14 protein-coding genes are annotated in these 24,233 nt (G+C 44.6%); 7 read left to right on the forward strand and 7 right to left on the reverse strand.

Going from position 1 to position 24,233, the window contains the following annotated elements; translation table 11 throughout:
* Window positions 1–90 precede the first annotated feature (90 nt).
* From MSG37_RS10020 to MSG37_RS10050, 7 genes are all read left to right on the forward strand, one after another.
* Window positions 91–1,002, forward strand: a complete 912-nt coding sequence (locus MSG37_RS10020) for an AAA family ATPase (protein WP_248470525.1) — start codon at window positions 91–93, stop codon at window positions 1,000–1,002.
* 62 nt (window positions 1,003–1,064) lie between these two features.
* Window positions 1,065–2,045: a DUF58 domain-containing protein gene (locus MSG37_RS10025; protein WP_248470527.1), complete on the forward strand. Its 981-nt coding sequence runs from the start codon at window positions 1,065–1,067 to the stop codon at window positions 2,043–2,045.
* Window positions 2,046–2,047: 2 nt separating this feature from the next.
* Window positions 2,048–4,123 carry a DUF3488 and DUF4129 domain-containing transglutaminase family protein gene (locus MSG37_RS10030; protein WP_248470528.1) on the forward strand — a complete coding sequence of 692 codons (2,076 nt, stop codon included), beginning with the start codon at window positions 2,048–2,050 and terminating at the stop codon, window positions 4,121–4,123.
* A 147-nt stretch (window positions 4,124–4,270) separates the two neighbouring features.
* The gene (recC, locus tag MSG37_RS10035) at window positions 4,271–7,903 is read left to right on the forward strand and encodes an exodeoxyribonuclease V subunit gamma (protein WP_248470530.1); all 3,633 of its coding nucleotides are present in this window, start codon (window positions 4,271–4,273) and stop codon (window positions 7,901–7,903) included.
* A 32-nt stretch (window positions 7,904–7,935) separates the two neighbouring features.
* Entirely contained in the window at window positions 7,936–11,571 is a 3,636-nt protein-coding gene (recB, locus tag MSG37_RS10040) for an exodeoxyribonuclease V subunit beta (protein WP_248470695.1), read from the forward strand.
* The gene (recD, locus tag MSG37_RS10045; protein WP_248470531.1) at window positions 11,568–13,553 is read left to right on the forward strand and encodes an exodeoxyribonuclease V subunit alpha; all 1,986 of its coding nucleotides are present in this window, start codon (window positions 11,568–11,570) and stop codon (window positions 13,551–13,553) included. Before recB ends, recD begins: the two co-directional genes overlap by 4 nt.
* A gap of 168 nt (window positions 13,554–13,721) precedes the next feature.
* Window positions 13,722–14,726 (forward strand): D-alanine--D-alanine ligase, encoded by a 1,005-nt coding sequence (locus MSG37_RS10050; RefSeq protein WP_248470533.1) that lies wholly within the window; start codon window positions 13,722–13,724, stop codon window positions 14,724–14,726.
* A 101-nt stretch (window positions 14,727–14,827) separates the two neighbouring features.
* Here MSG37_RS10050 and MSG37_RS10055 read toward each other — a convergent pair whose 3' ends face one another.
* From MSG37_RS10055 to hrpA, 7 genes are all read right to left on the reverse strand, one after another.
* The gene (locus MSG37_RS10055; RefSeq protein ID WP_248470535.1) at window positions 14,828–15,427 is read right to left on the reverse strand and encodes a cytochrome c3 family protein; all 600 of its coding nucleotides are present in this window, start codon (window positions 15,425–15,427) and stop codon (window positions 14,828–14,830) included.
* Window positions 15,428–15,435: 8 nt separating this feature from the next.
* The gene (locus MSG37_RS10060) at window positions 15,436–15,924 is read right to left on the reverse strand and encodes a nitrate reductase cytochrome c-type subunit (protein WP_248470536.1); all 489 of its coding nucleotides are present in this window, start codon (window positions 15,922–15,924) and stop codon (window positions 15,436–15,438) included.
* 10 nt (window positions 15,925–15,934) lie between these two features.
* Window positions 15,935–18,424 (reverse strand): nitrate reductase catalytic subunit NapA, encoded by a 2,490-nt coding sequence (gene napA, locus MSG37_RS10065; RefSeq protein ID WP_248470538.1) that lies wholly within the window; start codon window positions 18,422–18,424, stop codon window positions 15,935–15,937.
* A 2-nt stretch (window positions 18,425–18,426) separates the two neighbouring features.
* Window positions 18,427–18,684, reverse strand: coding sequence for a chaperone NapD (locus MSG37_RS10070; RefSeq protein ID WP_248470539.1), 258 nt, complete (start codon window positions 18,682–18,684; stop codon window positions 18,427–18,429).
* A gap of 40 nt (window positions 18,685–18,724) precedes the next feature.
* Window positions 18,725–18,883 (reverse strand): nitrate reductase, encoded by a 159-nt coding sequence (locus tag MSG37_RS10075; protein WP_012155661.1) that lies wholly within the window; start codon window positions 18,881–18,883, stop codon window positions 18,725–18,727.
* A 453-nt stretch (window positions 18,884–19,336) separates the two neighbouring features.
* Window positions 19,337–19,924, reverse strand: a complete 588-nt coding sequence (locus MSG37_RS10080) for a NapC/NirT family cytochrome c (RefSeq protein ID WP_248470541.1) — start codon at window positions 19,922–19,924, stop codon at window positions 19,337–19,339.
* 341 nt (window positions 19,925–20,265) lie between these two features.
* Complete coding sequence (gene hrpA, locus MSG37_RS10085) at window positions 20,266–24,147, reverse strand: ATP-dependent RNA helicase HrpA (protein WP_248470543.1); 3,882 nt, start codon at window positions 24,145–24,147, stop codon at window positions 20,266–20,268.
* Window positions 24,148–24,233: the final 86 nt, after the last annotated feature.

A 24,233-nucleotide genomic window follows, 5' to 3' on the forward strand; every position in this document is an offset into this window, starting at 1 on the left:
TTAAAACAAGCTAAAGGCTAGTAAGTACACGTAATTTACATCATAGTAGTTAACACGCTGGATTCATAAAAACAACAACACAGGGTGTGTATGTATAACTCAACTATCAACAACCTTCTGCAGCAGCTTGAAACTGTTTTGCTTGGCAAACCTCATCAAATAAAACTCGCCCTCACCTGTATTCTTGCCCGTGGTCACTTACTGATCGAAGATCTTCCCGGAATGGGAAAAACCAGTTTATCCCATGGCCTAGCCCATAGCTTAGGGCTTAGCTATCAACGGGTTCAATTTACCAGTGATATGCTGCCTGCAGATATTCTTGGGGTATCTATTTTTGATAAGTCACAAGCACAATTTAATTTTCACCCAGGCCCTATCTTCAACCAAATGATTTTGGCCGATGAAATTAATCGCGCTAGTCCAAAAACTCAAAGCGCACTTTTAGAGGCCATGGCCGAGCAGCAAATCACTGTCGACGGTGCCACTTACTCTCTGCCACAACCCTTTTTTGTTATTGCAACACAAAACCCAACCGAGCAATCTGGTACTTTTTCACTGCCAGAATCACAATTAGACAGATTTATGATGCGCATATCCATCGGCTATCCTGCACCAGAAGCTGAGCTTGCAATGTTAAAAAATCAAGATCCAAATCAAAGCATCGCAGACTTGCCAGAGTGTCTATCCGCCACATCGCTGCAAGCACTACAAGAGCAAGTTGATGATGTCAGCACATCAGATGCACTGCTTAAATATATTCTCGCGCTGGTGAATACATCAAGAGATCTAGCACAATCACCCGGCTTATCGCCGAGAGCAAGCATAGCCATACTGCAAGCAGCTAAAGCCTGGGCATTTATTAACCAAAGAACCTATTTAGTCCCTGAAGATGTACAAGCAATCTTTCCTCATGTCGCCGAACACAGAATAAGACAACATTCTCAACAACAAGGCGAAGCTGTATCAGACAAAATTCTTAATCAAGTTAACCCTATCTTGTAACTGCTAACAATTGATAAGCAGCATGACTGCCGATCACAACAATAAGGTAGAAGTAAGGATTTATGCAAAATCGCGGTAAACAAAAACTACAACAAGGTTGGCTAAAATGGCTTTCTAGGCGATTACCAGCCAGTAAGCAAATCACTTTAAGTCATAAAAGTATCTTTATCTTACCATCAGGCTTTGGCATCGCTTGGCTAGTTTTAGTGGTTTTGCTTTTTTTACTCGGCACCAACTATCAGAACAACCTGATTATGGGTCTTAGCTTTCTGCTGTTAAGCATATTTAACACCTGCATTATCTATAGCTATAAAAACCTTGCAGGATTAACTCTTTCAAGTCGGCAGCAAAGTGGCCATTTTGCTGGGAATCCCATTTACTATCCTATTCAGTTATCGAGCAAGCGCCAAGCATTTGAAATCCAATGCCAATTTAAAGACCAACCGCTACATCGCATCAAGTCAGTAAATAGCCAGCAATCACACCTGTTAGTGACTGTAGACAAAGTACGCCGCGGGATTAATCGACCTGGACGCTTGAAAGTTGAAAGTCGTTACCCCCTTGGCTTATGTCGCGCTTGGTCCAATGTCGATTTGGACTTATCGCAATTAGTCTTTGCAGAGCCGATTGTCGATCCGCGCCCCATCTCTTTTATTTCAAAGCCCGGTGATGAACAAGAACAAAGTGGTAAATATGTCTCTGGCGTTGATGAGTTTAAAGGGCTAAAAGAATATCAAACCGGTGAGCCCTTAAAGCAAGTTGCGTGGAAGCAATGGGCGCAGGGTCGTGGTATGTTAACCAAAGAATTTGAACAACCACAAGGTGCACCGATGTGGTTAGTGTTAGCTGATGATGCAAATGACATTGAGCTAGCATTGAGTCACCTCGCATGGCATGCAGAACAGTTAACTCTTAGTAATCAAGTTTTTGGATTAACCCTCTCAGGCCAATCTATCCCTCCCGCTCACGGCGAAAAACATAGGCTTCACGTACAAACTCAATTAGCGCTGTTTCCTCGACGCTCACCAGTGAGGAGGCCATGACAATGACAAACATAGAAAATCAAAACATCTCACGCCATACACTAATGTGGCTACTAATCACCAATATCGCGATCCTATCGCCGCTATATCAACAAATAACCCTTTGGTCCTTAGCAATTTGTGCTATCTGTATTTTTTGGCGGATCGGGATCTATTTAGGCAGAGTGGCCAAGCCGCCTAAATGGCTGGTTACAGCGCTTGCCCTCGCAGCTGCAACAACACTTGCAATGGTTTCTGGCCAGATTGGTGTACTAAACGCAATGGTTAATTTGTTGATCCTCGGTTACGCACTAAAGTACATCGAAATGCGTAACCGACGTGATGTTCAAGCTGTGGTACTTGTGGGCTACTTCCTGATTGCATTTACTTTTATCCACCAGCAAACGCTATTATCAACCCTGCATTTACTCGTTGTAACTATTATTAATACCTGCGTGCTAATTAGCCTTTACCACGATGAAAAGAACTTTAAATATGCTGCGTTATTAGGCAGTAAAGTTTTGCTGCAAAGCCTACCTTTTGCAATCATTTTATTTTTGGTATTGCCTAGACTTGCTCCTTTATGGCTAGTTCCACCGCAAAATAAAGCGCAAACAGGATTGTCTGACAGCGTGAGTTTTGGTGATATTAATGAGTTAACACGTTCAAGTGCACTAGCCTTTCGAGCCACATTTTCAGGGCAAGCCCCCACGAATGAAAAGCTCTATTGGCGAGCCATTGTGATGGAAGATTATGACGGCAAAACCTGGCTACAAAACCCGCGTATAACCGACAAAAACAACAAACCAAACCGTAACAATCCAAGTAATGACACAGCTCAACGGCCTCAATACCTAACAAAATCAGGCAGCGTTATTGGCAGTCAGTTTCAATATTCAATAATTGCAGAGCCTAGCCACCAGCAATGGCTATTTGGCTTAGATGTGGCAAACAGTAGTGATAGAGGTATTCGCGCCCTTGACGACTTTACTCTTTTAGCTGAGCGTCCAATTGAGCAAAAGCGCTTGTATCAAGTAATAAGTAACGAGCAGCTAATTATGGAGCCAAAGCTAAGTCCTTATGTGCGTAATATTAACCTCGCACTGCCAAGGTCGAGTAACCCCAAAACTCGCGCCTTAGCAAATGAGTTAGCCCTTAGCTACCCTGAGCCAAAATCAAGACTTAATGCAATGATGCGTTATTTTACCGAGCAGCCTTACTATTACACTTTGAGGCCACCGCGTGTTGGCGAGCAGCAAATAGACGATTTTTTAATTACCAATAAAGCAGGGTTTTGTGTGCATTACGCGAGTGCGTTTGCGTTTATGGCGCGTGCAACGGGGATCCCGACCCGTTTAGTTACTGGCTACCAAGGCGGCGAGTTAAACCCAACAGCGGGTTATTACAGTATTTATCAATATATGGCTCATGCTTGGGTAGAAGTTTGGCTCGCGGATGAAGGTTGGGTGCGTTTCGACCCAACCGCAATGATTGCTCCTGAGCGCGTCGAGCAAGGCTTTGATGCATTCTTCGACCCAGAAACCAGCTATCTTATGGATAATCCATTTAGTAGCTTGGCCTATCGTGATAATCCAATGCTTAATGAGCTTAGAATGCGTTTAGCCAGTATTGATTATTTTTGGAGTAGTTGGGTACTTGGATTTAATGAACAAAAACAACGCCAAGTGCTAAAACAGATTTTAGGTAATGTTACTCGCACTAAAGTCACAATATTCATTATTGTCAGCTTAAGCGTTATCGGGCTCTCTATTGCCTATAGCGCTGGACTCATCCAATTTAGGCGCTCAACTGACAAGCACCTCAACGCCTATTATTCGGTATGTAAAATGCTCAATAAGCACGGCTTACCTAGAAAGCACCATGAAGGGCCGCAAGCATATAACCAACGAGTAACTGCAGCTTTCCCTAGCATCGCTGCGGATTTTACCAAGTTAACCCAGTATTTTATTGCCTTAAAATATCAAAATATGGACTCAAAGCGAGCTAAGCGCTTTTCTCGATTATTAATCAAGCAGTCGAGGTGGTTGCAAATCAAGATCTTGAAACAGAGATTGGCACTTAATAAGACAAACACATAAAATAGCTTACAATACTTATCCTATTAAAAATGTGTTCTTTTTTTGGACATTACGGACAGCCGCTCAGCTGTTAATGTATATTTTCTTAACAACTTAAAGCGCGCATTTATGTCCATTTTTCGACTGCATGCTTGTTAAAGGACCGCCATGTTATATCTAGTGCAATCAAACCAAATGGAAGCATTGTCTGCGCTGTTAGCAACCGAGCTTCGTACCCCTTTGCCTAATACGCCATTGTTAATGCCAGAGCATATTTTGGTACAAAGTCCAGGCATGTCTACTTGGTTACGTTTAGAAATTGCTAGACAAAATAACATCGCAGCCGGACTTGAGTTCCCGCTACCCTCTAGTTTTATCTGGCAACTTTGCCACACCTTGCTTGACGACGTACCAAAAGAGAACGCATTTACTAAAGCGGCCATGACATGGAAGCTTATGGAATTATTGCCGACCTTAATCGATCGGGAAGACTTCTTACCGTTGGCAAATTACCTTAATAACGGCAATGCAGAAACGGAGATTTCAAGCAGCGCAGCACTCGATAACCAAACAAACGCTAGCGCCAACCAAGAAACCGCGCAGAATCCATTAAAGCTATATCAGCTTTGCGGCCAAATCGCCGATATTTTTGACCAATACTTAGTTTACCGTCCAGACTGGATAACAGCCTGGGAAGCCAATGAGCCGACCTTACCGCCCAAAGGCGATAGGCTCAGCCCTGCACAAGCATGGCAGCCAATCCTATGGCGCGCATTAATCGACTTTAATGCCAATACACTACAAAAAAGCCAATATCACCGTGCCAATTTACATCAAGCGCTGTTTGATGCTCTTGATGCTCCAAACACGAATTTAGAAGCCTTACCAAGACGGCTATTTGTGTTTGGTATTTCATCAATGGCGCCACAAACATTAGATGTACTGCACTACTTAGCTAAGCGTATTGACGTCATCATGTTGAATTTAAGTCCGTGTCAGCATTACTGGGGGGATATTGTCGATCCTCGCCTGCGTGCACGCATGGCGCTGCAATATGCAGACAAAAACAAACTTGAACTAGAATGGGAAGATAAGCTTGAAGTGGGCAACCCATTGCTAGCCAATAACGGCAAAATGGGCCGTGAACTGCTCGACTTATTGCTCGAACTGCCAGAAGAGCATACGGCTTTTAACTTTGATTGTTATCAAGAGCCCAACACCAACAGCATGCTAAGCGGCGTGCAGTACGATATTTTAGAGCTCAGTACTCGCGGCCAAAGCCTTGGACCGGATGCCGCGCTTTATTTAAGCCTTGATGGCCGACGGGTGATAACACCTGATGACAATTCAATCACCATGAGAAGTTGCCATAGCCCGCTGCGTGAAGTTGAAACTTTGCACGACCATTTACTCGAAATGCTATCGCGCCCACAAACAGCTGAACAAGCAGCGCTTAGCCCGAAAGACATCGTGATCATGATGCCCGATGTCGCGGCGTACGCGCCTTATATCGATGCGGTATTTGGCGCCAAACAAGGCAGCCATTATATTCCTTATGCCATTGCCGATCGCGGGGCTGCTCAGGAATCACCGCTGATAGCTAGCTTTTTACATCTACTGAAAATCAATCAAAGCCGCTTCGGCCTAACCGATATCCTCAGTATTCTAGAGGTGCCAGCAGTGCTGCGCCGCTTTGAGCTTGATGATGAAAGCCTCGCGGTAATTAAACGCTGGTTAGAGCAAGCTGGAGTGCGCTGGGGCCGCAATGAAGCCAGCCGCACAGAGTATCAACTGCCCGCATTTGAGCAAAACTCTTGGTCTTTCGGCATTAAAAGGCTCATCTTAGGCTATAGCTTTAGCGATGACGCACCGATTTACCAACACAGCTTGTCAGTCAACGGTGTTGAAGGTCAAACGGCACAAGCTCTGGGTAAGTTACTCGATTTTATTGAAGCTCTCGATGAAGTGCAGCAAGCATTAGCTGAAGTATCTAACCTTGAGCAGCGCATGGCACAACTAGAAAGTATTCTCGAAGACTTTTATGAGGTTGACGATGATGAGCGTGTGCAGCAACAAGAGATCCGCGACGCCATTGCTAAGCTTCATGATGAGCTAACAGAAGCCGGCCACACTAGTCCACTTACCATTGAAGTGCTGCAAAACTGGTTCAATAGCCGTTTATCCGAATCTCGGGTAGGCCAGCGCTATCTTGCCGGTAGCGTTAACTTTTGTACCTTAATGCCAATGCGCTCAATTCCTTTTAAACTGGTATGCCTACTGGGAATGAACGATGGCGTTTACCCAAGGGTGCAGCACCCCGTTGGTTTTGATTTAGTGGCACAAATGGGGCCAAGAAAAGGCGACCGCTCACGCCGTTTAGATGATAGATACCTATTTTTAGAAGCCATTTTATCGGCAAGAGAGCAACTTTACATCAGCTTTATTGGTAATAGCGAGCGTGATGATTCTGAGCGGATCCCGTCGATGCTGGTTTCAGAATTAGTCGAATATTGCCAGCTGGTTTACCTGCCGCAATCCCTTGAGCAGCATTTGCATGATGAGCAGGTTGAGCCGAACTTAATCGATAGTATTGAAAAGCAGATCCGTGAGCGGCTTATTATCAAACAGCCATTGCAGCCCTTTGATGGCAGACTCTATCAAGTTGCTGCAAGCCAAGGGGCATCAGCTATTCAGCAAAGCTATGCGGCCCAGTGGTGTCCAGCCTCAACGGCAATGGACCAGGATTCTGTTGACTCAAGCAAGCATGGCAAACGATTTATCGGTGCTAATAGCCAGATATTACCTTTTACTGATGATAGCAATGCAGATCAAACAATACCTGAATTGGAAGTATCAGCGTTAATTCGCTTTTTTAGAAACCCAGCGCAGTATTTCTTTAACCGTACGTTGAAAGTCGATCTTAGCTTATCTATCCAAGCAGACGACAATGATGAGCCATTTAGCCTAAACGCGCTTGAGCGTTATAAACTCCAAGCCGTGTTACTCGACAGCGCTATTGATAGCGGCGTCGAAAAACCCAATCAAGAGTTGCTCGAACGCTTAAAGGCGCAAGGTAACCTACCATTAAAGCCGTTTGATGACTTGTTGCTCAATCAGTACCTACATGACATTAAGCCATTAATTGGCAGAAGCTTATACCTGAAAGGCGATAAGTCGCATTCAATAGATATCAACTTACACTTTGAAGAGTTAAGCCTCAACCTTGTGGGGCGTATTGATGATTTAAGTGCTAAAGGCTTAGTCAATTACCGACCAGGCACTGCCAATGGCCGCGATTTGATCCGTGTTTACTTACGCCACTTGTGTTTGTGCGCCATGGCGCAAAAAGATGCAAGCAATAAGCAATCGTCTTTGCCAATGACCAGTTACCTGCTAGATATCGGGAATTTCCACGCATTTGCGCCGATTACGCCAGATCAGGCCAAAGCACAATTAAGCCTGTGGTTAAGTTATTTCCAGCAAGGACAAATTCATCCGCTTATGTTTATGCCGCGCACAGCCCTCGCTTATGTTGAGGCTGAAGGCTCGCATTGGCAAAAGCTGATTGAAGCGCAATCCCAATGGCTTGATGAACAAAGCCAGTTAGGCGAAGGGCTAGAACCGCATTTTCAACGTTTGTTTAATTTTCCTGATGACTTTACCGAAGATAACTTTGGCAACATCGCTAATCAATTGTTAGCGCCGCTGCTAAGCCTTTATCACAAAGACAGGCTAAGTGAGTTAGCCAATTTTGTAGAAGCTGGCGTCGATACGGCAAATTTAGGCGAGGTAAAGTCATGAGCCAACAACAATCTATGACAACAGATATTAATATGGCCGATAACACGAGCACTGCAGCTATCGTTACTGAGCCACTTGACACTCTCACCTTGCCTTTTGGCGGTAGTCGATTAATTGAAGCCAGTGCGGGTACAGGTAAAACCTACACTATTGCCGGTTTGTACGTGCGCTTATTGCTCGGTCACGGAATAGAGTCACCACTGACCTGTGAGCAAATTTTGGTTGTAACCTTTACCAATGCGGCAACGGGCGAGCTAAGAGATCGTATTCGTAAAAAAATCCAGCTCGCTTATCGGTGCTTTATTGGTTTAGAAGTCAACGACGATTTAATCAACGCACTATATGAGGCAACCGTAGAGGCTGAATTGCCACTAGCAAGAAAACGCTTAGATCTTGCCTTAAAGTCGTTAGATGAAGCGGCAATCTATACCATCCATGGCTTTTGTCAGCGAATTTTAGCTGATATGGCCTTTGAGTCATCGTTACTGTTTGAGTCAGAATTCACCTTAGATGACAGTGAGTTTTTACATCATGCGGTGCGCGATTTTTGGCGTGAGAAATGCTATCCGCTCAGCTGCAGCTTAGCCGATGTGATTCAGTCAAAGTTTAGCGATCCTGACGCGCTATCTCGTCAACTTAGACCCATTCTTGGTGCCAGTAGCGCGATTGCAACACCTGCGCCGAGAGCCTTTGACAAACTTGAAGTTGAACTTAATGAAAGCCTAAATCGCTTTAAGATAAACTGGCCAGGCGCACGTGAGCAGACTGAAGAGTTACTGCACTCACTGCCGCTAAACGGTGCACGTTTTGGCAAACAGGCTGACGGTTACCCAAAGCTTGCAGTCATGCTTGACGCCCTTGATAACTGGGCAACCTTTGGTCAAGGTCTGCCACCAGCAAAAGTGCTCGATGCGCTATCGCTTAATAATTTAAAGCTAAACAAGGGCGGTCAAATCCCAACGGCGCAACAAGCACCAGAGCTTGACCATATGGAGCGCCTTGCCGAGTTAATCACCAGCCTCATTCCAAGCTTTTTATATTGTGCCAGAGATGGGATCTCCAAGCGCTTTGCCGCGCAAAAGCTCGAGCGTAATTTACTCACGCCAGATGATCTGTTACATACCCTTGCGGGTGCATTAAAAGCATCGCAAGAGTTGGGCCTTGCCAATAGTATTAGTCAGCGCTTTCCGGTTGCCTTAATCGATGAGTTTCAAGACACAGATCCACTGCAATTTGAGATTTTTAATACGATTTATCAAAGTGATGCAAACGACGATTCAGACGTAACTTTAGAAACACGCAAAGATAAGCTAAGCCTATTGATGATTGGCGATCCTAAGCAGGCTATTTATGCATTTCGTGGTGCCGATATTCATACCTACATTCATGCTCGTGAACAAACTGCTAAGCATTACAACCTAGATACCAATTATCGTTCCAATAAACAGATGGTTGAAGCAGTCAACGGTATCTTTAGCCAAAAAGATGACCCCTTTATTAGCCAGTCAATTCCATTTGAATCGGTAAAAGCATCAAGCTTTGCCGACAGCAAAATATTGACCGAGCAAACAGCAGATAATAGTGCACTGCGTTTAAGGCTGTTAAGCGAAGAGGCTGAGAAAGGCCTCAATAAAACCACCGCTCGGCAACTGATAGCAAACGATGTCGCCGATGAGATCACCTCACTACTTACCGATGCGCAGCAAAACCAATGTTTAATTGGCAGCTCACCTTTAAAGGCCAAAGACATTGCCGTGTTGGTAAGAGACCGACATGAAGCCAATGTTATCAAGTCAGCGTTAAATCAACGCCAAATAGGCGCAGTATTTTTAAGCCGCGATAGCGTATTTGGCACCCTAGAAGCACGCGAACTCACACTAGTACTGTATGCGATTAGCGATCCAAAAGATGAGCGAGCACTGCGAAGCGCCCTTGCCACTTCGTTACTTGGATACAGCGCAGAAGCGATTCATCTATTTAACCAAGATGAAGATAAGCGTCAAACCTTGCTTGAGCAGTTTGCCGAATTACATCAAGTATGGATAAAGCGTGGCATTATGCCCGCCTTGCTAACGCTTGCCAGTCAAACTCAAATCATTGAACGCTTACTTAGTGACAGTGATGGCGAGCGCCGTTTAACCGACTTTAGGCATTTAGGTGAATTGCTGCAGCAAAAAGCCACCGAGCTTGACGGCATGAGTGCCCTCATCAACTGGTTTGAGCAAGCACTTATTGAAAATCAGCCGAGTGAAGATGCGCAGCTGCGCCTTGAGAGCGAGCAAAACCTGGTACAAATTGTCACCATCCATAAAAGCAAAGGTCTGGAATATCCAATCTGCTTTGTGCCTTTTGTCAGCTTAAGCCGAGATAATCGTAAAAAACCATCGCCGATGCTTTATCACGACAACAACCAGTTGATTTGGGATATTGAGCAAACAGATGAAGGTTGGGAGCGACAAAAGCGTGAAACCTTAGCCGAAGATCTGCGTTTGCTGTATGTTGCGCTCACTCGCCCGGTGCTTAAGTGCTATTTGTATATTGCCAATCACAGTCGTTTTACCAAAAAATCGGGCATGACCAGCCAGCTACACGAAACCGCAATCGGCTACCTGCTCGGTATTGAAGACAAGGCCTGTGATTACAATAGACTGCTCACCCAGGCTAAGCGCTTGCAGCAAACTTGCCCCGTTGCGATGAGTCTGCATGAATTAGCCCCTGCAGGTAGCGGCAATCTTGCAGATGCAGAAATACGCCTACTTGAAACTTGCGATAGCGCGCCAACACACTTTGCGCCTAAGTCTCTTAACCGCCCTCACCTGACACCTTGGCGAGTAGGCAGTTATTCAGGTCTAGTTAAGCATCTTGCCCATGAGAAAGTGTTACCCGGCGCTGACGATGAAGTCTTTCCCGAAGTGGATGTGATAAGCGATGAGGTCGATGACACCCCGTCGCGCTTTACCTTTGAGCGCGGTGCTAACGCCGGTAGCTTTATGCACCTTGTATTAGAGCTTATTGACTTTACTAATGCAGACAAAGAGTTGGATGAGCAGCTTCCTATCGCTATGCTCAAATATGGCATAGATGAAAGCTGGACCCAAGTGCTAAAAGACTGGTATATGGATCTGCTGCATGCCCCTTTGGCAACGGATGGCTCATTGACTTTAGCACAGCTAAGTAATCAACAGAAACTGGTTGAAATGGAGTTCTACCTGCCAATTGATGCACTCAATGCTGAAAAACTGAATCAATTGCTAAGTGAATTTGACTACAGCGCAGGACTGGCTTTTGATGAGTTAAAAGGGATGTTAAAGGGCTTTGTGGATTTGACATTTGAGCACAATAATCAATTCTTTATCGCCGATTATAAGTCTAACCATTTAGGCGATGATCTGAATCTATATCATTTTAGTAATATGCAGCAGGCGATCCGCTCTCACCGCTATGATCTGCAATACATTATCTATACCTTAGCCCTGCATAGATATTTGTCATTACGTATGCCTAACTATGATTACGACCAGCACATTGGTGGCAGTTTCTACCTCTTTTTACGCGGCATGTCGCAATCAAGCCCGCAATCAGGTGTGTACTACGACAAACCACCCAAATTACTTATTGAAAAGCTCGATGCTTTATTTAGTAATACAGCGTCAGTGGAGGCAAAATGATCGCCGCAACTAAATCAATAAACGAGCTACTTAAAGAGTGGCAACAAGCTCGGTTAATGACCTCGCTAGATAGACACTTTGCCTTAGAAATGAGCAAACTACATGGGGAATCATCGCCTTTATTTACGCTAATATGCGCACTCGTAAGCCAGTACTTGTCGAGTCAGCACACCTGCTTACCGCTCAGGCAGATTGATTTATCTAATCCATTTAAAGAACAATCGAGCCAATGCCAAATAGAACTCGATCTTTTATCGCTAGAGCAAGCATTGCTTAACTTTGATGCCATAAGTACGCCAGAAGATGGCGCACTGACGCCGCTGATCCTTGATAAAGGTAATCTATACCTACAGCGCTATTATCAATATGAAACTGAAGTCGCAGACTCGCTCAAACGTTTGTCTTTTGCAGAGCAAGATGCTGCCTCTCAGTTAACTGATATAAAGGCTGTGAATGAGCTATTGGGTAAGCTTTTCCCGCCTACCGAACTACAATACGATTGGCAAAAAATAGCCACAGCTACCGCAATGACTAAAAAGCTCGCGGTGATCACCGGCGGCCCGGGCACAGGTAAAACCACAACGGTAACAAAGCTGCTGTATTTACTCTGTGCAGGTCAAGATCTCACCATACGATTAGTTGCGCCAACCGGTAAAGCCGCGGCAAGATTAAGTGAGTCAATAAAAGCCTCCAAGCAACGCCTCGCCAGTGAACTCGCTCACGCCAATATTGCGGATTTAGACAAAAACATCGCCAAAGTGCCAGAAGATGCTGCTACCCTGCATCGCTTGTTAGGCGTTATTCCTAACTCACATCAGTTTAGGCACCATAAAGATAACCCTTTACGTCTAGACTTATTAGTCATTGATGAAGCCTCTATGGTCGACTTGCCGATGATGCACAAGGTGTTATCGGCGCTACCTGAGCATGCAAGCTTAATATTACTTGGCGATCAAGATCAGTTAGCTTCTGTAGAAGCAGGCGCTGTACTTGCAGATATCTGTGCAGGCTTAAAACAGGTAGCAAAAGCAACTGGTCAAAGCCGCTGGCAAATGCGCTATTCACAGGCTCAGGCTGAAAAACTCAGTCAATTAACTAATAGTACCCTCGCCGACTTTACCCACCCTAGCCCGAAAATTGGTGACAGCTTGTGTATGCTAATGCACAGTCATCGTTTTCAAGGCGATGCAGGGATCGGTCAGTTAGCACTGGCCGTTAATCAGTCGAATTTACAGCGTGTCGCCGAAGTGTGGCAACATGGTTATCAAGAACTGCGCTGGATAGAACACAAACTGCTCAACCAACAAAGCAATACGTCAAGCAATACAGGGCTTGAAAGCCTATTAGCCGAATCCGTTGACAAATATGGTCTTTATTTAACCGCTATCAAGCAAGCAAATACACAAACAGGCCTCGATGCCGAGGCCATTATTGATAGCTTTAACCAATACCGGATTTTATGTGCCATGCGCGCAGGCGAGTATGGGGTTGAAGGGATCAACCAAAGTGTTACCTCAGCCCTAGCTGCTGACGGATTAATTAAACCCGAGCAAGAGTTTTACGCCGGTCGGCCAATTATTATTCAAAGTAACGACTATAACCTCGGCTTATTCAATGGTGATATTGGGCTTATCCTCCCGGATCCTCAAAGCCAAAGCGGACGTTTAATGGCACACTTTATCCAAGCAGACGGCAGCTTGCTAAAAGTGCTGCCAGCAAGACTGCCCAGCCATGAGACTTGTTACGCCATGACAGTGCATAAAAGCCAAGGTAGTGAGTTCAGCCATGTGTCGCTTGTACTGCCAATAAGGCCGAGTGTGGCGCAACAACAATTGTTATCCAAAGAACTGGTTTATACCGCCATTACCCGCGCGAAACATCACTTTACTTGTTTAGGCAGCCAAAGAGTTTTTGAGCAAGCCTGCACCAGGTTAACCCAGCGGGCATCAGGTTTAGCCCTGCGACTCTGGCGTGATGCATAGTGAAAGGTTTGATTTCAGACTTTAATGTAAACTAAGCGTAAAATGCTTAACCGACTCGAATATAAAAGCAGCATTTAAGCCATAAGCAACATGGATTACTTGCATTAAAAGGCGATTACGCCATAGTGATTCAGCTGACCTTTATTATGGGCAACTGCTGGAGAGAAAATGACCCAAAAGAATATATTACTATTGTGCGGTGGTGGTGGTGATGAACACAGCATCTCACTCTTATCAGCCAATTTTTTTGAAGCCCAATTAGCCACGTTATCCCATTTCAATGTGCTACGCGTTGAGCTTAATGCTCAAGGCCAATATCACACTCAAGCAGGCGAACTGTGTGAGCTAACCAATAGTCGACAAATTCGCTTTGCAGACCAGAGTAAAAACGCTTGGGATGTGGATTACGTGATCCCCTGTATGCACGGCTACCCAGGTGAAACTGGCGATATTCAATCTTACTTTGAGCTTATCAATCTGCCGTACTTTGGTTGTGACTCAGAAGCCAGCAGTAACTGCTTTAATAAAGTTACCGCTAAAATGTGGTTTAGCGCCCTTGGGATCCCCAATACGCCATATATCTTCTTAAACGAATTTAACCAAGATGCCATTACGCAAACTGAGCAAGCACTTGAAAAATGGGGCTCCATCTTTATTAAAGCGGCATCACAAGGCTCATCTGTAGGCTGTTACCGCGTTGATACACTTGAGCAGCTAGCCACTTCACTTGAAGAAGCCTTTAAATACTCACCTTACGTTGTAGTAGAGAAAACCATTAACGCCCGTGAACTTGAAGTGGCGACCTATGAAGTTAACGGTGAAATTGTTGCAACCAAGCCAGGGGAAATCATCTGTGCCAGCAACACTTTCTATAATTTTGATGAAAAATATGCAGAGAACAGCCAAGCACAGACAGTGATCGAAGCCGATGTCGATGCGGCTATCGCGAAGCAAATTCAAGAATATGCGATTAAAGCATTTAAAGGCATGAAGTTACGTCACTTATCAAGGATTGATTTCTTCCTAACCGAAGATAACGAAATCTTGCTAAATGAGATCAATACCTTCCCAGGGCAAACTCATATTTCTATGTTCCCTAAGATGCTACAAAATCATGGTGATGATTTTGCCCAGTATCTTTCAGGTAATATTTTGGCGCACTTAAAAAGCTAACGTACACACTAAAGTAAAAGCTTTCGCCTTCTACCTTAACAACAAAAGCCAGCGCAATATGCGCTGGCTTTTTAATTTTAAGCTATCAAAACAAGGTTAGTCTACCAACCTTCTACCCCTTTCATGTCTGGTAGCTGATGCGCGATGCCTTTATGGCAATCAATACAGGTCTTTTCACCACTAGCCAATGACGTTGAGTGCATATTTGAAGCTCGTTGAGATTGGCGCGTAAAGTCCATGTAATCAAAATTATGACAGTTTCGACATTCCAATGAATCGTTAGCCTTTAAACGCGCCCACTCATGCTCGGCAAGTTCTAAGCGTTTTGCTTCAAACTTTTCTCGCGTATTAATGGTACCAAATACCTTGCCCCAAACTTCTTTCGAAGCTTGCATCTTACGGGCTATTTTATCGGTCCAATTGTGTGGTACGTGGCAATCTGGACAGGTCGCTCTCACACCACTTCGGTTAGTAAAGTGGATGGTGGATTGAAGCTCCTGATACACGTTATTTTCCATCTCGTGGCAGCTAATACAAAACGCTTCGGTATTGGATACTGATAACGCGGTATTAAAACCTCCCCAAAAAATCACCCCCGCAATAAAGCCGCCCAAAGTCAGAAAGCCTAAGCTGTAATGCACACTCGGCTTTCTCAGTACCACCCAAACTTTTTTGAGGGTAGCGAGTAATTTCGCAATCATATCTGCTCCTAGTGCTTAGCTTCTTTGTTAATGTCAGCTTTTATTAGCGTATCCATGTCGACAAACTCGTTAGGCACTAATAATTTAGCGTCTAACTGCGGCACATGGCACTGGGTACAGAAATAGCGTCTTGGCGACAGCTCTGCGAGGAAGTTATTCTCACGGTCCATATAATGAGTCACACTTACCATCGGCGCTTGAGAGTCACCGGTTCGAGTACGAGCATGACAAGACATGCACTTGTTAACGTTAAGATTTAACTGGTAACCATCGATTTTGTGCGGAATTACCGGCGGCTGCATTGGGTAACTACGTACCTCTTTAACATCAGAGTTAATCACCTTTTGCATGACAGGTGGAGTCGGTTCAACATTGAGCGGCGCTTGACGTAGCGTAGCGATTTTATCGGCGGGGATCCCCTCTGCCAATACACTAAATGCGCTACTTAACGAGATTGTCATCAAGGCAGCAGCGGATACACGTAGTAATGTTTTCATAATATTGCTCCTATGCCTTAACGATTTTAACGGCGCACTTTTTAAAGTCGGTTTGTTTTGACAAAGGATCCGTCGCATCTAAGGTCACTTTGTTAATCAACTGACTGGCGTCAAACCAAGGCACAAAAACAAGGCCTACTGGCGGCTTATTACGGCCACGAGTTTCAACTCGAGTTTTAATTTCTCCTCGACGAGAGATAACCCGAACTTCATCACCACGGCGCAGGCCACGCTTTTTGGCATCATCAGGATGCATAAAGCACACTGCATCAGGGAAGGCTTTATAAAGCTCTGGTACACGCTGCGTCATTGAGCCTGAGTGCCAATGCTCTAGTACGCGTCCTGTCGATAACCAAATATCAAACTCTTCATCTGGCGATTCAGCAGCATGCTCATAAGGCAGAGCAAAAATCACCGCCTTACCGTCAGGCTTGCCGTAAAACTCAAAGCCTTTACCCGCCTTGACATACGGATCGCTGCCTTCCCTAAAGCGCCATTTGGTTTCTTTACCATTGACCACAGGCCAGCGTAGACCATGCACTTCATGGTAGGTATCAAATGGTGCTAGGTCATGACCATGACCGCGACCAAATGTGGCGTACTCTTCAAACAAGCCTTTTTGAACATAGAAACCAAAATCTTTCGCTTCATCGTTCATGTATTTACTGTCAGTGTCTGACAGTGGGAATTTTTCGACATTGCCATTTTGGTAGAGCACTTCAAATAACGTCTTACCTTTAAACTCAGGATTTGCAGCTAGTACATCAGCTGGCCAAACTTCATCAGTGGTAAAGCGCTTTGAGAACTCCATTAACTGCCACAGATCTGAACGAGATTCACCGGGCGCTTTCACCATCTGGTGCCAGAACTGAGTACGTCGCTCAGCATTACCATAGGCGCCCTCTTTTTCAACCCACATTGCTGACGGTAAAATCATATCTGCAGCTTGGGTTGTGACGGTTGGATAGGCGTCTGAAACCACAATGAAGTTTTCTGGATTACGGTAGCCCGGTAAACCTTCTTCATTAATGTTAGGGCCAGCTTGCATGTTGTTGTTGACTTGCACCCAATACATGTTCAAGTCGCCATCTTTCAAGCGGCGGTTTTGTTCAACAGCATGGTAGCCAGGTTTTGGCGGGATAACGCCACTTGGAATGCGCCAAATTTTCTCAGCGATAGCCCTATGTTTAGGGTTATTCACCACTAAATCGGCCGGTAAACGATGTGAGAAAGTCCCCACTTCACGCGCTGTACCACAAGCAGATGGCTGACCCGTTAGTGAGAATGGGCTGTTGCCTGGCGTAGAGATCTTACCGGTAAGCAAGTGAATGTTATAGATCAGGTTATTACACCAAACGCCACGTGTGTGCTGGTTAAAGCCCATGGTCCAAAATGACGTGACTTTTCTATCCGGATCGGCATAAAGCTCGGCTAACTCAATCAATTTATGTTCAGGTACACCAGAAAGTTCACTCACTGACTTAACATCGTAATCAGCAACAAAGGCTTTAAAGGCGTCAAAATCGATTGGCGTAGAATCTCCCGCTGTTTTGACATTTTTAGCGGCTTTTTGTAATGGATGTGATGGGCGCAGGCCATAACCAATATCGGTTTCACCTTTACGGAAGTTAACGTGCTTGTTAACAAAGTCCCAATTCACTTTGTCATTTTGAATAATGTAGTTGGCAACATAGTTCAATATTGCCAAATCGGTTTGTGGGGTGAACACTATGCCTAAATCAGCTAAATCAAATGATCTATGCTCAAAGGTCGATAATACTGAGACCTTAACATGCGGCGCACTTAAACGGCGGTCTGTTACGCGGCTCCATAAAATCGGGTGCATCTCCGCCATATTTGAGCCCCAAAGCACAAAGGCATCAGCCGCTTCCATATCATCGTAACACCCCATAGGCTCATCGATACCAAAGGTACGCATAAAGCCGCCCACAGCAGATGCCATACAGTGGCGCGCATTGGGGTCAATATTGTTGGAGCCAAAGCCTGCTTTCATCAGCTTAGAAGCGGCGTAACCTTCCCAAACTGTCCACTGACCCGAGCCAAACATCCCCACTGCAGTAGGCCCTTTTTCTTTAATGGTCTTTTTCCACTTTTCAGCCATGGTGTCAAAAGCCGTGTCCCAAGAGATCGGCGTAAACTCACCATTTTTATCATACTTGCCATTGGTCATACGCAACATAGGTGTTTGCAGCCTGTCTTTGGCATACATAATTTTCGACAGAAAATAACCTTTAATACAATTTAATCCACGGTTCACTTCACTTTCAGCATCACCGTGAGTCGCTACCACTTTGCCATCTCGCGTGGCAACAATCACCGAGCAACCAGTACCACAAAAACGGCACGGCGCTTTATTCCATTCTAGTTTTGTTTCTTCAGAACTCGTGATTAGATTACTCGCGGTTGCGGGTAGAGCTAAACCAGCTACGCTCGCTGCGGTTAATGCGGCGTTAGCTTTCATAAATTCTCGTCTGTTCATTTTCATTGTTCACCCTCTTCAAGCACTTCACTTTGGTGATAAACCATTGCAGCCGACAACACACCGGGGATGGCGTTTATCGTTTCAATATCTGTCATTAGTGATTTCTGGCTTGCGCCTTCTAGCACCACGACCAATTTCACTTCGTTGTTAACCGAGAGATCGGCATTTTCCATTTTGATAATGGCTTGCCTTACCTCGGACATTTGTTCTGGCTGCACTTGGAGTACCAAGCTTGTTACGTGAAGTTCATTGCTCATCTGTATCACTCTGTTTATTTATATTTTTGTTTTTATCGTTTTAACCTGCACCTGGCGGACCGGTTAGAATTTGGCTAAACCAAATTGCGAAACCTAAGCCTGATACAAGTAAAACTGACAGTAGAGGGGCGAGAAATACCGTTAGAAATATGAAAATTCTAAACTCCAGCTTTTTCTCATCATTCGGTGTGGAACTCATAAATCCTCCAACAAGTGGGCTCATTTAATCGGTTTACGAATGGATTGAGCAAAATATCTAACTAAGCATTTCGATTTATTGCTCTACGTTAGTTCGCTCAACTTGAGTTAAAAAATGATAGCAATAACGTAACAATCACCTGTATACCCCCAATTTGGTAAACCACTACAGAGGTTGATCCAGATCATCATCTTTGGTTAATCAATGGCTTAATCACGCATCCTAAACGAACCTGCCGATTAGAAATGTGCGTTAAAACCTTGTTAAACTATTCATAACACACTAAACAATGGTTTAAAGGTGGTTAAATATCAAACTATTGGGTGCTTTTGATAACAAAATATTCACTAATAGGTATTAAGCTTATTTCAGGGCTGCTCAATTATTAACCTGCGAAGTGATTATTAAGTTAGGCGAATGAGCAAGAAGACGATAATAGCTTTCGATTTTTGCTCACCAGCCCTCAACACCTTGCATATCTGGAAGTTGATGTGCGATCCCCTTATGGCAATCGATACAGGTTTTGTCACCGCTTTCTAAAAAGGTGGAATGCATTTTTGCGGCGCGTTCTGATTGGCGAGTGAAATCCATATAATCGAATTCGTGACAGTTACGGCATTCGAGTGAGTTGTTAGCTTTTAATCGTGTCCATTCTCGCTGCGCCATCTCTTTGCGATGGGCTTCAAACTTTTCCGGTGTATCAATGGTACCGACTAGATAAGCCCAAACCTCTTTTGACGCTTGCATTTTTCGGGCGATTTTATCGGTCCATTTATGTGGGACGTGGCAATCATGGCAAGTGGCACGAACGCCACTACGATTAGAAAAGTGGATGGTAGGCTCCATCTCTTGATAAACATTTTGATGGCAACTGCTGCAAAATTCTTCGGTACTCGAAAGCTCTAATGCGGTATTAAACGCCCCCCAAAAAATCACTCCAGCGACAAAGCCGCCTAATACTAAAAAGCCTAAGCTATAATGAACGCTTGGTTTTTTAAGCACTTGCCATATTTTATTGAGGAAAACTTTTAGCTTCGCCATAGTAATTCCTTTTTGTCATCAAACATTGCTTTGCAGCTGAGGCTGGGAACGGTGTGTTAAAAATACTTTTACGATCAATAAGCTTTAAACGTTACAACCCCACAGTTCACTTAATCAGTATATGTTCAAGCTTGCCTATCTGCTCAACATTTAATCTAAACCTATTAATTACTACCTCGAACGATAAGGATTAGATCACTTTTAATTTCTATAAAGAGCACTGTTTAAGAAAGTGCAGAAAAGAGGCTGTAAGCATGGAAACAACGAAAACAAGATATGATTTGTTAGATACAAAAAAGCGCACCTAAAAGGTACGCTTCATCTACTCGTTAGATGACGAGTTACACTTGCGCGATTTGATTCAGAATACGCTTTTCTGAGATTGGATAAGCCGTACCTAGCACCTGGGCAAAACAGGACACGCGATATTCCTCAATCATCCAGCGCGCTTCAATTAACCCCTCGGGCACAGGTTGTGACTTAGGCAGTTTGGCCATTTGCGCTTTAAGTAGCTCTTGAACCTTATTAACGCTCAGCATGTGAATGCGGTCGCGATTAGGGTCCACTGGTAGCTTCTCTAAACGGTTTTCAATGCCTTTTAAATAACGATTCAAATCACCAAGACGTTGCCAACCAGACTGTTCTACAAAGCCTTTAAACACCAATTGGTCTAGCTGGCTTTGAATATCACTCATCGCAAAGGCGATATCTAAGCTAATTTTACCTTTTAGACGTTTTTTAATGCGGTTATAAATGGTTAAGATCTCTTCCACTTTTAAGGCTATTTTTTCCGCTGTCGGATTAAGCTCCTGCCTTACCCAGTCTTTCGCTTCAGTAAAAGCGGTCTCAGAGCGAACATCAATGCCCTTCTCATCCAATAGTTGCTGTACAGCAGCCGATAGAATGTCATCAATTAAGATATTTACCTGACCAAAAGGATTAAAATACATCGCAAGTTTTGCCTTGTTTGGCAGTGATTTTTGCAAATGTTTTACCGGTGATGGAATGTTCAGTAATAGCAAACGTTGCAGACCGATACGATGCTGCTTTTGCGCTTCAAATTCATCATCAAATAATTTGATCGACACGCTGGTTTTATCATCCACCAGCGCAGGAAACGCTTTAACTTCAAAGTTGCCCTTCTTTTGCTCAAACTGTTTAGGTAAATCGCCAAAGGTCCATTGCTCTAGACCCTTTTTCTCAATACCTGAGTCAGCAACGCTGCGAATAGCCTGCACGACTTGGCCTTGCATACTGGCTTTTAAAGGCTCAAGTTCGCGCCCCTCAGCAAGCAACTTACCTTTATCCCCTTCAACCTTGAAATTCACCAGTAAGTGTTTCACTAACTGCGTGGTATCAAAGTCTTCAGCTGAAATACGGGTGCCACTCATGCGTAGCAACTGCTTGCACATGGCGTCAATTAACGGCAATTCAAACGGTGTCATCGCCTGTAAACAGGCTTTTGCATAGTCTGGAGCTGGGACAAAGTTACGACGCAGCGCCTTTGGCAGTGACTTGATCAGTGCAATGCACTTTTCTTCACGTAGACCAGGCACTATCCAGTCAAAATCGGTCTCATCAATTTGGTTGATCAAGGCTACCGGAATATGCACAGACACACCGTCATCAGGCAGTGATGGCTCAAAATGATAACTCACTTTCAGCACTAAATTACCTTTGTGCCACTTATCTGGAAAATCTAACGCCGAGATATGCTCGCTACTGCGCTGCATCAAAGATTCACGCTCAAAATCTAATAGATCTGGCGTGGATTTTTTCGCTGCTTTCCACCACTTTAAAAACTTAGGTGCGTTGTAAATACCATCTGGGATCTTCGGCTCATAAAAGGCATATAAAGCTTGTTCATCCACCAAAATGTCGCGACGACGTGACTTATGCTCAAGGGATTCAATATCGAGCAACAGCTTTTGGTTGTTAATGAAAAAGGCTTCATTGGTACGTAGTTCACCGTCGGCTAACGCCGAGCGAATGAAGATCTCACGCGCCTCAACAGGCTCAACTGGACCATATTGTACTTTGCGGCGATTAACGATTTGCAGGCCATAAAGCACTTGGTTTTCAAGTGCGACCACCGAGCCCTGTTTTGATTCAAAGTGTGGCTCTACGTAATTCTTTTTCACTAGATGCGCCGCAAGCGGCTCAACCCATTCAGGTTGAATACGAGCGCAGCAGCGTGCAAATAAGCGCGATGTTTCCGTCAGCTCGGCCGCCATGATCCACTTAGGCCCTTTTTTAGCTAAAGGAGAACCCGGGAACACAAAGAACTTGCGGTTGCGAGCACCTAAATATTCATTGTCTTTATCTTTAAAACCGATATGGCTTAATAGGCCTGTCAGCAACGAGCGATGCAAGCCTTCATAATCAAGCTCATCGCTTGGCGAGTTAAGCTTCCATTTAAGTTCATGGGTCGCTTGCCTTAGCTGAGTGTACAAGTCTTGCCACTCACGCACTCTGAGGTACGCTAAAAACTCAGCTTTACATTGCTTTCTAAACTGATTGCTCGACAGCTCTTTCTGGCTTTGCTTAATATGATCCCAAAGGTTGAGCCAAGAAACAAAGTCTGAGTCTTTATCGCTATAACGATTATGCGCCTGATCGGCCGCTTGCTTCTTATCCATTGGGCGTTCACGGGGATCTTGAATCGATAAACCCGCAGTGATCACCAAAGCTTCATGCAAACAACCATTTTGCTGAGCTTCAATAACCATACGCGCTAGACGAGGGTCCACCGGAATATGCGCTAATTGACGACCAAGCTGAGTTAAATCGAGTCTGCCCTTCTTTTTGACGACCGCTTGCAGCTCTTCAAGCAGCATAAATCCGTCACGAATGTAACGTGAATCTGGTGGCTGGATAAAGGGGAAACCTTCGATATCCCCTAAGCCAATCGATAGCATTTTCAAAATAACCGAAGCTAAGTTGGTACGTAAAATCTCTGGATCGGTAAAGCCTGGGCGTGAAACAAAGTCTTCTTCGCTATAAAGGCGAATACAAATGCCCGGCGCCACACGACCACAACGGCCTTGACGCTGGTTGGCACTGGCTTGTGAGATTGGCTCAATGGGTAGGCGTTGTACTTTAGTGCGGTAACTATAACGGCTAATACGCGCGGTACCGGGGTCAATCACATAGCGAATACCCGGCACTGTTAACGAGGTTTCTGCCACGTTCGTCGCTAATACAATGCGTCGACCCACATGGCTACTAAAGACTTTAGACTGCTCGCCATAAGATAGACGAGCATATAGCGGCAGAATTTCGGTATCTCGATAATTACGACGATTAAGCTGCTCTGCCACATCACGGATTTCACGCTCGCCATTCATAAAGATAAGAATGTCGCCTAGGCCTTCTTGCATCAGCTCATCGGTCGCAGCAAAAATGCCATCAATTAAATCAAGATCGTCGTCTTTGTCTTGCACTAATGGGCGATAGCGAGTTTCAACCGGATAGGTACGGCCCGATACTTCAATAACAGGTGCATTGTTAAAGTGCTTTGAAAAACGGTCAACATCAATGGTTGCCGAAGTGATAATCACTTTAAGATCGGGACGTTTACTTAATACGTTTTTCAAATAACCCAGAATAAAATCGATGTTAAGGCTACGCTCGTGCGCTTCATCGATAATAATGGTGTCGTATTGATTAAGGAATTTATCATTGGTCAACTCGGCCAATAAAATACCATCGGTCATCAATTTGATGTACGAGGTATCATTAATCGCATCCGCAAAACGAACTTTAAAGCCCACGGCTTCACCTAATGGTGTGTTCATCTCTTCAGCAATTCGGGTTGCAACACTTCTTGCAGCTAGGCGGCGTGGCTGAGTATGACCAATCAGTCCACGTGTACCTAAGCCTAGCTCTAAACAGATCTTGGGTAACTGTGTGGTTTTACCTGAGCCAGTTTCACCCGCCACAATCACGACCTGATTATTGGCAATGGCAGTAGCAATTTCATCGCGCTTTTGCGACACAGGTAAACTGTCTGGATAGGTAATACTTGGTCGGTTCGCTAAACGCTGCTCCACTTTTTGACGAGACTCAAGCGCTAATTGCTCGAGCTGTTCAAGCGTGGCGGTTTTCTTGTCTGATTCTGGCTGTTTTTTCAGCCTAAAAAGACGCTGCCTAATTTTAGCGGCGTCGACTTCATAACAGTGTTTTAAGAATGCGTTAGATAAAGGATGCTGTTGCGAACTCAAGTGCAAATTCCATAGCCAAGACGAAAGCTTATGATCCTAGCAAGGAACGCTGTTAGTTGGTATAGCTGGCTTAAAATACTTTACCT

The sequence above is a fragment of the Shewanella sp. 1CM18E genome (genome assembly GCF_023161665.1).
GTDB lineage: Bacteria > Pseudomonadota > Gammaproteobacteria > Enterobacterales > Shewanellaceae > Shewanella.

Bases quoted from the DNA above. Each gene is read 5' to 3' on its own strand.
- MSG37_RS10020 (WP_248470525.1), top strand. From the start codon at position 91: ATGTATAACTCAACTATCAACAACCTTCTGCAGCAGCTTGAAACTGTT.
- MSG37_RS10025 (WP_248470527.1), top strand. From the start codon at position 1,065: ATGCAAAATCGCGGTAAACAAAAACTACAACAAGGTTGGCTAAAATGG.
- MSG37_RS10030 (WP_248470528.1), top strand. From the start codon at position 2,048: ATGACAAACATAGAAAATCAAAACATCTCACGCCATACACTAATGTGG.
- recC (WP_248470530.1), top strand. From the start codon at position 4,271: ATGTTATATCTAGTGCAATCAAACCAAATGGAAGCATTGTCTGCGCTG.
- recB (WP_248470695.1), top strand. From the start codon at position 7,936: ATGGCCGATAACACGAGCACTGCAGCTATCGTTACTGAGCCACTTGAC.
- recD (WP_248470531.1), top strand. From the start codon at position 11,568: ATGATCGCCGCAACTAAATCAATAAACGAGCTACTTAAAGAGTGGCAA.
- MSG37_RS10050 (WP_248470533.1), top strand. From the start codon at position 13,722: ATGACCCAAAAGAATATATTACTATTGTGCGGTGGTGGTGGTGATGAA.
- MSG37_RS10055 (WP_248470535.1), bottom strand. From the start codon at position 15,427: ATGATTGCGAAATTACTCGCTACCCTCAAAAAAGTTTGGGTGGTACTG.
- MSG37_RS10060 (WP_248470536.1), bottom strand. From the start codon at position 15,924: ATGAAAACATTACTACGTGTATCCGCTGCTGCCTTGATGACAATCTCG.
- napA (WP_248470538.1), bottom strand. From the start codon at position 18,424: ATGAACAGACGAGAATTTATGAAAGCTAACGCCGCATTAACCGCAGCG.
- MSG37_RS10070 (WP_248470539.1), bottom strand. From the start codon at position 18,684: ATGAGCAATGAACTTCACGTAACAAGCTTGGTACTCCAAGTGCAGCCA.
- MSG37_RS10075 (WP_012155661.1), bottom strand. From the start codon at position 18,883: ATGAGTTCCACACCGAATGATGAGAAAAAGCTGGAGTTTAGAATTTTC.
- MSG37_RS10080 (WP_248470541.1), bottom strand. From the start codon at position 19,924: ATGGCGAAGCTAAAAGTTTTCCTCAATAAAATATGGCAAGTGCTTAAA.